14 protein-coding genes and 1 pseudogene are annotated in these 13,762 nt (G+C 64.6%); 4 read left to right on the top strand and 11 right to left on the bottom strand.

What is annotated here, in order from left to right; all coding sequences use genetic code 11:
• Nucleotides 1-138: pseudogene (locus AC5Y39_RS18950) on the bottom strand (ammonium transporter); the annotation flags it as partial.
• 394 nt (nucleotides 139-532) lie between these two features.
• Here AC5Y39_RS18950 and AC5Y39_RS18945 point away from each other — a divergent pair.
• The gene (locus tag AC5Y39_RS18945) at nucleotides 533-880 is read left to right on the top strand and encodes a hypothetical protein (RefSeq protein WP_500020614.1); all 348 of its coding nucleotides are present in this window, start codon (nucleotides 533-535) and stop codon (nucleotides 878-880) included.
• A 13-nt stretch (nucleotides 881-893) separates the two neighbouring features.
• On the opposite strand, the gene AC5Y39_RS18940 is transcribed toward AC5Y39_RS18945, so the two are convergent.
• A complete protein-coding gene (locus AC5Y39_RS18940) occupies nucleotides 894-1,676 on the bottom strand; it encodes an enoyl-CoA hydratase/isomerase family protein (protein ID WP_500020616.1) in 783 nt (260 codons plus the stop codon).
• A gap of 212 nt (nucleotides 1,677-1,888) precedes the next feature.
• On the opposite strand from AC5Y39_RS18940, the gene AC5Y39_RS18935 reads away from it, so the two are divergent.
• Nucleotides 1,889-2,170 carry a hypothetical protein gene (locus tag AC5Y39_RS18935; protein ID WP_500020618.1) on the top strand — a complete coding sequence of 94 codons (282 nt, stop codon included), beginning with the start codon at nucleotides 1,889-1,891 and terminating at the stop codon, nucleotides 2,168-2,170.
• A gap of 86 nt (nucleotides 2,171-2,256) precedes the next feature.
• On the opposite strand, the gene AC5Y39_RS18930 is transcribed toward AC5Y39_RS18935, so the two are convergent.
• The gene (locus tag AC5Y39_RS18930; protein ID WP_500020620.1) at nucleotides 2,257-3,111 is read right to left on the bottom strand and encodes an SDR family oxidoreductase; all 855 of its coding nucleotides are present in this window, start codon (nucleotides 3,109-3,111) and stop codon (nucleotides 2,257-2,259) included.
• 96 nt (nucleotides 3,112-3,207) lie between these two features.
• On the opposite strand from AC5Y39_RS18930, the gene AC5Y39_RS18925 reads away from it, so the two are divergent.
• Both AC5Y39_RS18925 and AC5Y39_RS18920 read left to right on the top strand, forming a co-directional pair.
• A complete protein-coding gene (locus AC5Y39_RS18925) occupies nucleotides 3,208-3,372 on the top strand; it encodes a hypothetical protein (protein ID WP_499907012.1) in 165 nt (54 codons plus the stop codon).
• Complete coding sequence (locus AC5Y39_RS18920; protein ID WP_500020622.1) at nucleotides 3,373-4,836, top strand: alpha,alpha-trehalose-phosphate synthase (UDP-forming); 1,464 nt, start codon at nucleotides 3,373-3,375, stop codon at nucleotides 4,834-4,836.
• Here the strand turns inward: AC5Y39_RS18920 and AC5Y39_RS18915 are convergent.
• Genes AC5Y39_RS18915 through AC5Y39_RS18880 form a run of 8 tightly spaced genes read right to left on the bottom strand, consistent with a single transcriptional unit; the run spans nucleotide 4,833 to nucleotide 13,755 of the window.
• The gene (locus AC5Y39_RS18915) at nucleotides 4,833-5,315 is read right to left on the bottom strand and encodes a mammalian cell entry protein (protein ID WP_499907016.1); all 483 of its coding nucleotides are present in this window, start codon (nucleotides 5,313-5,315) and stop codon (nucleotides 4,833-4,835) included. The two genes, AC5Y39_RS18920 and AC5Y39_RS18915, sit on opposite strands and share 4 nt — an antisense overlap.
• Complete coding sequence (locus tag AC5Y39_RS18910; protein ID WP_500020624.1) at nucleotides 5,315-6,001, bottom strand: Rv1363c family protein; 687 nt, start codon at nucleotides 5,999-6,001, stop codon at nucleotides 5,315-5,317. The genes AC5Y39_RS18915 and AC5Y39_RS18910 overlap by 1 nt, the downstream gene beginning before the upstream one ends.
• Nucleotides 6,001-7,749 carry a virulence factor Mce family protein gene (locus tag AC5Y39_RS18905; RefSeq protein ID WP_500020854.1) on the bottom strand — a complete coding sequence of 583 codons (1,749 nt, stop codon included), beginning with the start codon at nucleotides 7,747-7,749 and terminating at the stop codon, nucleotides 6,001-6,003. Before AC5Y39_RS18905 ends, AC5Y39_RS18910 begins: the two co-directional genes overlap by 1 nt.
• Nucleotides 7,749-8,981, bottom strand: coding sequence for an MCE family protein (locus AC5Y39_RS18900; protein WP_500020626.1), 1,233 nt, complete (start codon nucleotides 8,979-8,981; stop codon nucleotides 7,749-7,751). Before AC5Y39_RS18900 ends, AC5Y39_RS18905 begins: the two co-directional genes overlap by 1 nt.
• Nucleotides 8,978-10,444 (bottom strand): virulence factor Mce family protein, encoded by a 1,467-nt coding sequence (locus AC5Y39_RS18895; RefSeq protein WP_500020628.1) that lies wholly within the window; start codon nucleotides 10,442-10,444, stop codon nucleotides 8,978-8,980. Before AC5Y39_RS18895 ends, AC5Y39_RS18900 begins: the two co-directional genes overlap by 4 nt.
• On the bottom strand, nucleotides 10,441-11,493 hold the full coding sequence (locus tag AC5Y39_RS18890; RefSeq protein WP_500020630.1) for an MCE family protein: 1,053 nt from the start codon (nucleotides 11,491-11,493) through the stop codon (nucleotides 10,441-10,443). The genes AC5Y39_RS18895 and AC5Y39_RS18890 overlap by 4 nt, the downstream gene beginning before the upstream one ends.
• Nucleotides 11,486-12,553 (bottom strand): MCE family protein, encoded by a 1,068-nt coding sequence (locus tag AC5Y39_RS18885; protein ID WP_499907027.1) that lies wholly within the window; start codon nucleotides 12,551-12,553, stop codon nucleotides 11,486-11,488. The genes AC5Y39_RS18890 and AC5Y39_RS18885 overlap by 8 nt, the downstream gene beginning before the upstream one ends.
• Nucleotides 12,553-13,755, bottom strand: a complete 1,203-nt coding sequence (locus AC5Y39_RS18880; protein WP_500020632.1) for an MCE family protein — start codon at nucleotides 13,753-13,755, stop codon at nucleotides 12,553-12,555. Before AC5Y39_RS18880 ends, AC5Y39_RS18885 begins: the two co-directional genes overlap by 1 nt.
• Nucleotides 13,756-13,762: the final 7 nt, after the last annotated feature.

Here is a 13,762-nt window from a genome sequence, read left to right as displayed (position 1 = left end):
ACTCATCATGATCATGTTGAGCACACCGGTGGTACGCACCATGCCGCCGTAGAAAATCGCCAATCCCGGTGTCATCAGCAAGACCAAAGCCGTGCTTGCCAACAGCCAGGCGGTCGCAGCGGGATCGATCGAATGCACGCCAGCTCCTTTGACGGGCTACTTCTGACGGTCCCGACGAGAATGTCGGCGGCGCGTTTCGTCCGCGCGGCAGGCGTGTTTCAGGGATGTTTCGTATTGCGGTGGAGTTACAGGGCGCTCACTGATACTGCGCTTGAACCAGAGGCCATCGAGGTGGCTAGTCGGCGATCGTCAGGTCAACGCTGTGGTCTCAACGTCGGGGCCGCACCTGCGGATCGCCTCCACGACGAGCCAGCAACGCGCAACCCTCTCGAATCGGCTCATCGTTCAGCAGCAATCTTCCCGCCAGCACGATGAGCTAAACCCGCAAACCGGGCCACAACAGGGTGATCAACGGGGCCGGCAACGCATAAGCTGAACCACGTCATTGATCCTTGCGGCGAGGAGCTCGGTAATGAGCATGCGGTTGCGTCGGATGGTCGCGGTATTCGTGATGTCGGCAGCGCCCCTGGCGATCATGGCAATCGCATCGCCGGCAGTGGGCAGCGCGGACTGCGGCGGCCGGACGTGGGATCCCGTCGCGAAGCTCTGTTCGCCGCCCCCGCCTGCGCCGGACTGGTACCAGGCAGCGCCGTCGTGGGCGCAGCCGTGGGCACCGCCGTGGGCGCCTCCGCCGCCCCCGCCTCCAGCAGTCGTCCCGTTCGCGTTCGTGATGACCCCGGACGGCCCAGTGCCCGCGCCTCAACAGCTCAAGCCGGTGTGGGATCCGCGTTACAACGCGTGGAGCTGGGTCCCGATCTGAGCACCGAGGCCGATCAAGCGAACTCGGGCCGGCGATTCTGAAGAAAAGCGGTGATGCCTTCGCCGCCGTCGGCGGAGTGGGCGCAGGCGGCAATCAGGCGGCCTTCCGATTCCATCTGCTCCTCGAGCCCGGCGGTAAAGCTCGTCAACAGCAGCTTCTTCACCGCCGACATGGATTTCTTTGCGCCGCTTGCGATTTGCTGCGCCAGCTGGTCCACGTGGGCTGGCAGATCCGCCGCGGCCACGACATCGGTGACCAGTCCCCACTGCAACGCCTCGGCGGCAGACAGCTTGCGGTTGGTCAGCATCAGCTCCTGAGCCTTTCGTAACCCGACGAGCCGCGGCAGATAAAACGACGCGCTGCCGTCTGGGCTGAGCCCAGCGGCGGTGTAAGCCATGGTGAACGACGCAGTGTCGGCTGCGACCACAAGATCACCGGTGATCGCAAGGCTGAAACCTGCCCCGGCGGCGGTTCCGTTGACCGCGGTGATGACGACCGCGTCCATCCGCGCCAGCGTGGAGAGGGCGCGGTGCAGGTCATCAGCGATGGTTTTGACGTAGTGGCCACGAGTGGTCGATGACGACGCCATCCCGCGAAGATCACCCCCGGCGCTGAAGAACCGGCCCGCGCCGGTGAGGACGACCACCTTCGTGCGGTCGTCGTCGCAGCGGCGTGCCGCATCAGCGAGTTCGCGCGTCGTGGTGTCGTTCATCGCGTTCGCGGCGTCCGGGCGGTTCAACGTGATGCGTGCAATGGGCCCGGAGCGTTCGAGCGTGATGGCCTCGTAGTCGGTCATTGCGCAACCCTATCCGCGTGACCTCGGCCACTTTGCAGCCACGCGGGGCCAGCTCATGGCGAGCCATAAGAGCATGCGCCACAACCCAACCCGCGAGTGCACGAGCGGCTCGATTAATGTGGGACATGGTTCCATCGCCGAATCGGTCAACCCGATTCGGTGCCATTGATACAACACCAGGGTGCACTGAGGAGATTTGCACGATGTCAAGGATGGATTCCAAGAAAATCGCGACGGCCGGCGCGCTGGTGAGCGCCGTGGGCATCGCCGCAATCGGCTTGGGCGCCGGTGTCGCGGCCGCGGTCCCGCCCTCGCTCAGCACATCGCCGATTCCTTTTGTCCAGGACGATCACGGCGACGGCCATGACTGGCACGGCAATGGTCACGACGACAACGGGCGATGGGGGAAATGGCGGGGACCCGTCGGATGGCCGGTCGGATGTGTGAACGCCTCCAGCCCGTACGGCTACGTCAGCGGATCCCTCTGCGTCTGATACACCTCATCGGCCCACCGAAGCCCGCACCCCGTGCGGGCAGGAGTGGCTCACAGGCTCGGTCCGCCGGAAGAGCCGGACCGGGTCTAGTTGACGACGCCGCGCAGCCCGTCCTCGCCGAACACGGGTTCCAGCATCGCGGTGAAGTCGGGACCGCGGCGCAGCGACTGACCGCCGTCGACGTTGATGACCTGGCCGGTGATCCAGTTCGCCGCATCGCTGAGCAGAAACAGCGAGAGCATCGCGACATCCTCGACCTCACCGACGCGAGGCAGCGGCGTATTGATCCGGTAGTCCTCGCGCACGCCCGGCGTCTGCATGATCGGCTCCACCAGGTCCGTGCGGATCAAGCCCGGCCGAATGCCGTTGACCCGCACCCACGATGAGCCGAGCTCGTCAGCGGCCACCTTCACCAGGTGATCGATCGCCGATTTCGTAGGGCCGTATGCACCGAACCAACGATGCGTGTTGCTCGCCGCGATCGACGAGATCGCGACGAACGAACCGCCCCCAGCGCGCACCATTTCACGAGCCGAGTGCTTCAACACGTACATCGTCCCGTTGACGTTCAGGTCGACGGTGCGTCGCCAAGCTTCGGAGTCCATCTGGGTGATCGGGCCGATCGTCTGCGAACCGCCGGCACAGTGCACCACGCCGTGCAGCCGGCCACTCCACGCGGCGGCCGCCTCTACGGCCCGCACGGTCTCGTCCTCGCTGGTGACGTCGGTCGGCTCGTAGCGGACCCCGCCGCCGCTGCCGTCGGCAGCGGCCTGAATGTCGCTCACCGCGCCGGCGAGCCGGTCGGCGTTTCGCCCGACGATCATCACCCGCGCACCGGCGCCGACCAGGGCCGCTGCTACCCCTTTGCCGATCCCGCTGCCACCACCGGTGACGAGATAGGTCCGGTCCGAAAAAGACAACTGCTTGACCAAGTCCGACATCATCCGGAGCGTACGTCACCGCAGTCGCGAGTCCGCAAACCGGCACCAGAGCCCGGAGCCGCCTAGCCGAGGGCCGCCTTCGCATAGAGTTGTCGTATGCCCGCAAAATCTGACCCAGCTGAAATCGGCGACGTGGAACCGTTGGCTGACAGCACCGCTCGCCAGGCGCGTCGGGTGGTCGCGGCGTACGCGACCGACGCCGACGAGTGCCGGATCTTCCTTTCGATGCTCGGCATTGGACCCGCGAAGAACGAGTCATAGATGAGTCCGTCGGCGGACGATGCCGGCACGACCAGCGGACGCGGAACGGGCTCAGAGTTCGTCGTGGTGGCTAACCGGCTGCCCGTCGACATGGAGCGCCTGCCCGACGGCACCACCGCTTGGAAACGCAGCCCCGGTGGGCTGGTCACCGCGCTGGAACCGCTGCTGCGCCGGCGAAGCGGCGCCTGGATCGGCTGGCCCGGCGTTCCCAGCACTGACGAGGAACCCATCTATCAAGACGGCGTGCACCTGTATCCGGTTTCTCTGAGCGAGAACGACGTCGCCGAATACTACGAAGGCTTCTCGAACGCGACACTGTGGCCGCTGTATCACGACGTGATCGTCAAACCGATGTACCACCGGGAGTGGTGGGACCGCTACGTCGACGTGAACCGGCGCTTCGCCGAGGCCACGTCGCGTGCCGCGGCGCGGAACGCCACGGTGTGGGTGCAGGACTACCAACTCCAACTGGTGCCCAAGATGCTGCGCGAACTGCGCCCGGACCTGACGATCGGGTTCTTCCTGCACATCCCGTTCCCGCCGGTCGAGTTGTTCATGCAAATGCCTTGGCGCACAGCGATTGTCGACGGGCTGCTGGGCGCCGATCTGGTCGGCTTTCATCTGCCCGGGGGCGCACAGAACTTCCTGATCCTGGCCCGGCGGCTGCTGGGCGCCAACACCTCCCGCGGATCCGTCGGTGTGCGTTCGAGATTCGGTGAAGTCGAATGCGGCTCCCGCACAGTGCGCGTGGGCGCATTCCCCATCTCGATCGACTCCGCTGAACTCGACCGCAAGGGCCGCGAACGCAGCATCCGCCAACGCGCCAAGCAGATCAGGGCAGAACTGGGCAACCCGCGCAAAGTGCTGCTCGGTGTCGACAGGCTGGATTACACCAAGGGCATCGACGTTCGCCTGAAAGCATTTTCGGAACTTCTCGCTAAGGACCGCGCCAAGCGCGACGACACCGTGTTCGTTCAGCTGGCCACGCCCAGCCGCGAACGCGTCGAAAGCTACAAGGTGCTGCGCGAAGACATCGAACGGCAAGTCGGCCACATCAACGGTGAATACGGCGAAGTCGGCCACCCGGTGGTGCACTACCTGCACCGCCCCGTGCCGCGGAACGAGCTCATCGCGTTCTATGTGGCCGCCGACGTCATGCTGGTGACGCCGCTGCGAGACGGCATGAACCTGGTGGCTAAGGAGTACGTGGCCTGCCGCAGCGACCTCGGCGGTGCGCTGGTGCTCAGCGAATTCACCGGCGCCGCAAACGAATTGCGCCAAGCCTACCTGGTCAACCCGCACGACTTGGAGGGAGTCAAGGATTCCATCGAGGCGGCGCTGAACCAGTCCCCGGAGGACGGCCGCCGACGGATGCGCGCGCTTCGCCGCCAGGTGCTGGCCCATGACGTCGACCGCTGGGCGCGCTCATTTTTGGACGCCCTGGCCGGGCGGCTGGAGTCTTAGAGCACTTTGATCGAGTTGATCAGCCACTTACCGTCGACGCGCTGGTAATCCACCCGGATTCGGCTGCCGTTGTATAGCGGCTGCCGTGATTTGTCGGTCCAGGTCTGGTTCAGGTACACCATCACCGCGCCGGAATTGCGATGCGCCTCCATTACTCCCACACCGACGACGTTGACCTGGCTCACCATCTGACGGTCCCGCGCCTGGGGGATGATGTCCTTGTTGGCCTCGTCTCGGAACTGCCGCCGGAATTCGGGTGTGAACATCAGGTAGGCGTTGTCGAGGGCGCGCTCGACTGTCTGAAAGTCGTAGCCAAAAATCTTGGGTACCTGGACCTTCGCCAGCGGCGGAAGTTCCTCGCGCGCTTGCTGTTCGGCGCGCAGCTCCACCCGGTTCCAGTACAGCCAGCCTCCCGCACCGGCGAGCGCGACGAACGCAGCGGCGAGCATACTCACCAATCCGGTGACGAGCCAGCGCATCAACTGCCCCCGTCGGGATACTTCATGTCGGTGGTGGTCATCTTCCCCGTATCGAAGTCCTGGTGGACCACAACCCGCCAGCGCATCGGCTTCGACGGCATGTTGTTGCCGTCCCTGTCGCTTTGGGTGATCCTCATCGAAACCAGCACGGTGGCATCGTTGCTCACGGAGTCAAAGCTCTCCAGCGCTGCCCCGTTGACCACCGCCTCGGAGCTGTGGCCGGTGCCACGCAAGAAGGCTTTCAGGTTCGCGATGTGATCATTGCGTGCCCATTCGTCGCGCAGTCCACCGCTGATCTGGCCGTAGAACTGGTCGACGCTTTGTTCGACGCTGTCCGGTTTGAACGTGTACATATTCACCAGCGTCTGGGTGGCGGTGTCGACGAATCGCTGGTAGCGGGCCTGCACCAGTTCCGCCTGGTGTTGCTGCCGCAACATGAGACCCACCAGACTGCCCAAAGCCAGGATGCCGACGATGACGACCGCAGACGCCACCGCCGCCACAAGCCGCCGATGCGCGGGCCGGCGCGGCGTCCGTTTCGGCTTGCGCGGCTTGGGTGCTTCATCGACCTGCTTGTCGACCCGGACGGTGGTCGTCGCCGCCGGCGGCGTAATGGCGGTAGGTCCGGCCGGCCGGACCGCACGACGGCGCACCGGCGTCGCGGTGGAGGTTTCGCGGGTCGTCACTAGGTCTGCCTCGGATCGAGCATGAGATCTACCCACTTCTCTTGGGGGCGCAGTCGGTCGGCGCCGGGCGCATATATCGCGGTGTTCCCATGCGCGTCGACGAACTTGCCGCTGTGCTGGTCGTAGGTGCTGTATGAAACACCGCTGGCCCCGGGCTGTGCCACCTGTCCCGGAGGAAGCACCTCGGCATTCGGCGGCAGCGGCGGCGCCGGTGCCGGCCCAGGCTGCGGCACCACCGGCGGATAGGGCCCCGGCGACAGCGGCGGTGGCTGCGGGTTGGCTGGCGGCGGCCAGGCATCCGGATACGGCGCAGGCGGCACCCATGCCGTCAGCGGAGGTGGCGGCCCGTTGTCGTTTGGCGGCGGTGGCACCGGCCACGGCTGATGTGGCGCCGGGCCAGGCCCGGGCTGCGCGCCGGGCGGCAGCGCACCCGGCGGCACGGGGTAGCCCGGATCCGGATCGGCTTCGGGCGGGATGTACGGATACTTATTAGGCGGCAAGACGTTTCGCGGATCGGTCACTGGTGTCCCGGTGGGCACCGGCGGGCCACGCCACGCATTGTTCCCGAGGGGAACGTACCCGCGAGGATCGCGGCACAGCTGGATCGTCGGGGCTCGCTTGCCGGGGAATTCCTGGCAGGGATAGTTGCGCGCTCCGCGCACCGCGCTCGGATCGTTTTGCGGCACTTTGCAGTACATGTCCTTCGGAAGGTCACGGACGGTCTGATCCGCCGGTGGCCGGATGAACTGCGGCGGCAGGAAGCCCACGGAGCACGGCGGCGGGTCGCCGAGGTCGATCTTGAAGTCCAGCTTGGCGCCTTCGTCGTACGGGACACCACCGCCGCTGGTCACCAGCCCCGCTATCAGCGCCGGGAAGATGACCAAGGCTTGCTCGATCGACTTGTTGTAGATGACGCCGACGCGACCGAGGTTGGCCAGGCTGGCGGCCAGCACAGGGAACGACGGCCGGATGCCGGCGAACGTGTTGCTGGCCTCGCCGGCCGCGCCCGGCGCGGTGGTGAGCACTGCACGAAACTGCGGATCGGCTTGGCGCAGTTCAGTGGTGAATCGGGCCAGCCCGTCAGACAGCGACCGGATGTCGTCGCCGCTGCGGATTTGCGCCTCCAGGAATGGTCCGACCTGGTCGATGAGCTGCTCGGTATCCGGCCAATTCGCGTTGGCCTCGTCGACCAGCAGGCGCGCCGACTGGATGAGCCGGGCCAGCTCGGGGCCGGTGCCGTTGAACGCCTTGAACGTTTCGCGTAACAAGTCTTGCAGCCGGGTGTTGCTGATGCTGCTCACCAACCGGTCTGCTTCCTTCAACAGGCCTTCGACGTCCTGGCCGATGAAGGTGCGGTCCTGCTCGATGCGCGATCCGTCGTGCAGGCCGCTCTTGGACGGGTTCTTCGGCGGCACCAAATCCACGTACTGTTCACCGACCGCCGACACACTCTTGACGGTGGCGGTGACGTTGTCCGGGATCTTGTATTTGGTGTTGAGCCGCATGTGGGCCTCGACGCTGTCATCGGTCAGCGACACCGCTTCCACGCGTCCGACCGTGACACCGCGGTAGGTCACGTTGGCATTCTTGTAAAGCCCGCCACCGGATTTGAAGTCCGCCGTGATGTTGTAGGCACCAATGCCCAACCGGGCCGGCACGTGGAGGTAGAACACGGCGATCGCGCCGACGCAGATGACGGTGACGATCGCGAAGATCGTCAACTGGATACGCGCCAATCGATCAAGTATCAACTCGGTGGCACCTCTTGCCCGGAGGCGGTACCGGGCGGAATCTTGAACGGATCAGCCGCTTGGCCGTTGAGGTTCGCAAACGACCCGATCAGCCAGTCCGGCGGATTGACCACCTCGTTGATGTGCTGCATGTTCGGGTCGAAGAACGACGTCGTGAAGATGGACTCGCCGAGCCGGCGGATGGTGAGGTCGAAGGTGACGAACACGTTGAGGTAGTCGCCACGGACGGCTCGGCGCAGATAGCGGGTGGTGAACGGGAAGGTTGGCAAGAGGTCCAAATCCGAGATGACGTCGGCCCTGTTGTCGTTGATCGGTTTGATCACCGCGTACAGGTCCTTGAAGTCCGCCGCGATGTCGTCCTTTGTCTCGGACAGTACGTGTGCCGCCACCGTCGCGAAGCTCTGCAATGCCGCGAACGTGTCGACGATGTTCTTGCGGTTGTCGTTGAGCACCTTCAATGCGGCAGGCAGGGTGTCGAGCGCTCGGCTGAGGCTGTCCTTGTGGGCGGCCAACGTGCTTGCCAGTCTGTTGAGCCCATCCGCGGTCGCGATGATGTCGTTAGTTTGCGCATTCAGCGCAGCGGTGAACTCGGCGAGCCGCGGGATCAGATCAATGAACTGCCCCTGGCGACCGGCGACGGCCGCGTATGCCTCGTCGGCGATGTCGCCGAGCGCGCCGAGATTGCCTTTGTTCACCACGACCCCGAGCGCCGACAGCACTTCTTCGGTCGTCGGGTAGCGGCTGCCGTTGGCCAACGTGATCTTCGATCCGTCCTCGAGCTGACCAACCGGTCGTTGCCCGATCGGCGCAGCCAGCTCGACGTGCTGGGAACCCAGCAGAGACGTCTGCGCCACCCGCGCCACCGCGTTGGCCGGCAGCTTGATGTTCTGGTCCAGCGAAAGCTTGACTGCCGCATAGAAACTGCCGTCCGGCCTCTGTACGGCCGTCACGCCGGACACGCTGCCCACCGTCACGTCGTTGACCATCACCGGCGAGTTCTGCGGCATCGTCGCCACGTCGGGAACTTCGACGGTGATGCTGTAGGCCCCGGGACCGTGGCCGGCCGTACCCGGCATGCTCAGCGAATTCAGGCCGCCGAACTGGCATCCGCCCAGCAGCACCATCCCCGAACCGAGGGCGACAGTGCGCACGCCACCGCGGCGCAGCTTGCGGGACAGCCCTGGCAGCACCGTGCGGGACATGCTGAGCGGCAGAACTTTTCGCGTCATCCGCCGGCCCCCGGCTGTGGGGGCGCCACTGGCTGCATCGGCGCGACACCTTCGGCCGGATAGGGCGCACCGGAATCCGGCGATGACGGGCCGGGCAGCGGAGGTGACGTTTGGGGCCCCGGCGGCGGCCCTCCGGGTTGCAGAAACTGCGGCTGTGCCGGCGGCGGCGGCCCCGGCGCAACATTTGGCGGCAACATCAGCGTGCCCGGACCGGTGTCGCCGATGCGCGGCGGAGTCCGGCCCTCGGCCGGAACCCACTGCAAATACGGCAGATACGTCTTGGCCTTGGCTTCGGTCGCCGGGGTGTCGTAGAGGATCTGACCCTTGTACGCAGTCATCGTGTTGATTGGATGGAACAGCAGCGGCGGGTAGTTCATTGCAAGCCGGCGCAGCACGGGCGCCATTCTCTCGCGGCAGATCTCGGTCCGCTTGATGTTGTCCACGTAGAAGTTGCCCTCGAACACACCACCACAGATGAACTGCACCGGGTTGGCGAAGTTCGGCAGCGATAGCAACCCTGTTGCGGCGCCCTGCGCGGGATCGTAGATGTTGTAGAAGTTGGCCAAACCGTTCGGCGCGACGTGCAGAATCTGCTCGATGTCCTCGGACTGGTCCGAGAACAGCTTGGTGAGCTGAGACAGCTTGTCGATCTGGCTGATCAGCACAGAGTTGTGCTCGCTCAGGAATCCGCGCACATCCTCCAGTGCCTGGTTCAAAGTGCCGAGCGTGTTGTCGAGGCTCGTCGAACTGTCAGCGAGCACCTGCGACACCGACGCCAGATGCCCACTGAATTGCATGATCTGCTGGTTGCTCTGCGACAGCGCATTGATCAAAATCTTTAGGTTCTTGACGGTGCCGAAGAGATCCGTGCGGGAATCGCCGAGCCGGCCGGCGGTCTGTGACAGCTCACGCAGCGCCTGACGGAACGATTCGCCGTTGCCGTCGAACGTGTCGGCGGCCTGGTTGAGGAACTCACTGAGGGGGCCCCGCATCGACCCCGCTTGTGGCCCAAGGGAAGCGCTGAGCTTGGTCAGCTCCGACTTCACCTCGTCCCATTCCACCGGCACCGCAGTGCGATCCAGCCCGATCGTCGCGCCATCGGCCATCATCGGCCCGCTCTTGTAGGCAGGAGCGAGCTGAATGAAGCGAGCAGACACGATGTTAGGCGCCATGACCACGGCGTGGGCGTCCACCGGAACCTTCACGCCATCCTTCACCGACATCGTAACTTTGACCGACTGCGGTTGCGGCTCAATGGACTCCACGCTGCCGACCGGCACGCCGACGATGCGGACGTCGTCACCGGGATAGAGTCCGACGGCCGACGTGAAGTAGCCGATGACCTTGTGGCCCTTCCGGCCGGGCCACACAAAATAGGTGCCCGCGACCAGCACGACCACCAACACGGCGACCAGGACGTAGCGGACCCACCTCGGCCGACGGGATACAATCTGTGCCGTCATGGCGACTTCGGCCTAATGATCAGTCGCTCCGAGATGAAGCCGCGCAAGTAGTCCGCGAGGCTGTCGGGCAGCTTGCCGGGCTGGAAGTAGGAGTCCAGCAAGACTTCTGTGAGCTGAGGCGGTGGCAGGCCGTACAGGTTGACGTGGAAGCCCGGCCCCGACGCCACCACCTCGCCCAGTGTGGTGGCGTACGGCGGAAGTCGACGCAGCGCCTCACTGATGTGGTCACGCCGCTGCAGCAGGTTGTCGAGCACCGCGTTGAGCTTGCGCAACGCCGGACCGAACTCGCGGCGATTGTCGGCGACGAATCCCGAAATCTGCTCAGACACCGGCTGAATGCTGGAGATCAATGTGCTGATGGCGGCGCGGCGTTCATCGAGCGCGGCGAACAGCTGGTTGCCGTCAACCACCAGCTGGTTCACCTGACCCGCCCGGTCGGCCAGCACCTTGGTGACAGAGCGCGCACGCTCGAGCAGCTGCGCGAGCGCCTCGTCGTTGGCGTTGATGCTGCGCGACAGCGCCGCAACGCCGTCGAGCGCTTGGCGCAGCTGCGGCGTCGCGTCGCGCAGCGATTCCGTCAGTAACCCGAGGGCGTGGGTGAACCTTTGCTTGTCCAGATCGTTGGCCGTTTGTCCGAGATCCTGAAGCGCGTTGTTCAGGGTGTACGGCGTGGTAGTGCGGTTCAGCGGGATCGTGGTGGACGACCCCCGGCCGGCAGGCGTTATCGCCAGCGACTTCTCGCCGAGGATGGTGTCGGTCTTGATCGACACCAACGACTGGTCGCCCACTTTGATCTTGCGATCGACGGTGAAAGTCACCTTCGCGACATCCTCGGCCAGCGCAATGCTTTTCACCTGCCCCACCGCAAGTCCCGAGATGTTGACACTGTTGCCGGGCGAGATCCCGCCGGCGTCGGTGAAATACGCCTCGTACGTCTTGCCTTGCGGCCAGAACGGCAGCTTGTTGTAGCCGAAGGAGACCAGCACGACGCTGACCACCAGCACGATGCCGATGACTCCGGTGCGAAGTGGATTGCGGCCCTCACCCATTATCCGAGCACCTGCCCTTCGACGGGTCTGGGGCAGCACCCACAGGTATCAGCATGTCGCTGTCCGAAGGCGTCGCGCCGGGCGTTCCCGGCGGCCCTATCGACGGCCCGTTGATCTTGATACGTGTCGAACAATAGAAGATGTTGAAGAACGCGCCGTAGGCGCCAAGGCCGCTCAGCCGCAGGTAGTTCTCGGCGAGCGGATCGACCACTCGGTTGATCTCGTCCTTGCGGTTGTCCATTTCCGTCGCGAGCGGCCGCAGATTCTCCAGCACACCCTGGATCGGGCGGCGCGAATTCCGAAGTGTGTCAGTCAGATCTGACGCAGCCGAGGCCAGCGGGTTAAGCGCACCGGCGATCGGATCACGGCCTTCGGCCAGTCCGGTCACCAATTTCTGCAACTGGTCGATGCTTTCGTTGAATTGGGCGCTTTTCTGGTCAACTGTGGTGAGCACGGTGTTGAGATTGTGGATCACATCAGAAACGACCTGGTAGCGGTCCGCCAGGGTCCGGCTGAACGAACCGGTGCTGGACAGCAGGTCTGCCAGCGCGCCGCCCTGGCCCTGCAGCAGCTCGATGATCGCATTGCTGATCTGATTGACCTTGTCGCCGCTGAGCCCTTTCAGCACCGGGCGCAACCCGCCGAGCAGTGCGTCGAGATCGAGCGCCGGCTCGGTGTGCTGAATTGTGCCGCCCGGCGGCACTTTTCGCAACTCTCCCGGACCGGAGGTGATTTCGAGGTATCGGTCACCGACGAGGTTCTGGTAGCGGATCACGGCCTTGGTGGACGTGTACATCTGATAACGCTTGTCGACGGCGAAGGTAACCTCGACCTTGTTGTCCGGATTGAGCTTGAGGTCCTTGACGCTGCCGACCGGAATGCCGGCGATGCGAACGTCATTGCCGCCCTTGAGCCTAGACGCGTTCTCGAAGACGGCGTGGTAGGTGTTGGTCGACGAAAACCGGAATTGCCCGAATACCACCACCAGGCCAGCGGTCACCAGCAGCATCACGACAGCGAAGATGCTGACCTTCAGGAGAACTTCGCGTTGCCCCGACACTAGAAATCGTCCCGCTCTGCGAATGCGCCGTTGAACAAGAACTGCAGCGTCGAAGGTGCGTCCACCTGCACCTCGGTGAACGGCTCATAGGGGACGTAGGCGTTGTCGGTGACCAAAAAAGGTGCCTTGAACCAGGACCCACCGAACTGCTTGGTGGGTATCTTCGGCAGGCCTCGGCAGTTCGGACCGCCCGTCGCGTTCACGATGGGCAGGCTCTCGGGGTAGGTGTACGCCGGTACGCCGAGGAGGAAGTTCGACGACGTGAACAGCCCGGGGCGGGTGCCACCGATGGACGGGTTGAACTGGTCGATCGCCTGCTTGATGCCCTGGACGATGCAGCCGAACTCCGGCGAGTAGTCCGAGAGTACCTTGAGCGGCACGCGGAACCGCTGCAGCGCAGCGATCAGGTCCTCCTGCGCAGGCTCGAGCGTGGCAGTTCCGTTGTCCGCCAATCCCGTTGCCGCGAGCAACGTTGCGTTGAGGTTGTCCCGCTCTTCGACGATGGTGTTGCTGATGGTGGGCACGTTGTCGATCACCGTGGCGAGGTCGGGTGCGGCGTCGCCGTAGATGTTGCCCACCGCAGCGGCCTGCTGGAAGTCCGACTGCAGCGTCGGCATCTTCGGATTGATCTTGGCCAGGAACTGGTTCAGGCCCGACAGCGTGGCGCCGGCGTCATCACCCCGGCCACGTAACCCCTCCGCGACCGCCGACAAAGTCGCATTCAAGTCGATCGGGTTGATCTTGTGCAGCAGCTCGACCAACGTCTGGAACAACGTGTTGACCTCGAGCTGCACCGAGGAGACGTGCACGGTGGCGCCGGGCTGCAGCGATTTGCCCGAAGGCTTCGGCGGCGGAATGAATTCCACCGACTTGGCGCCGAAGATCGTGTTGCCGGCAATGCGCACGTCGGCATTCCACGGGATGTAGCGCATCTGACCGCTGTCGATTGCGGCCGTCAATTTGGCCTGGTCGCCCGAGTACGCGATGTCTTTGACCTTGCCGATCTGGATTCCGCGGTACTTGACCTTTGCGTCCTTCTCCATCACCAGGCCGGCGCGCGGCGACGTGATGGTCACGGTATCGGTGGAGGTGAAAGCGGCTGTGGTAGCGAGGTAGGTCAGCACGGCGAAAGCCACGATCACGGTCGCCAACACTGCGGCCGCGATCCTGACGGAGCGCGTACGTGACCCGGAATTCGCCATCTTCCCC

This window comes from Mycobacterium sp. NGS39 (genome assembly GCF_059812765.1).
This window is presented reverse-complemented; position numbering and strand designations above follow the sequence as displayed.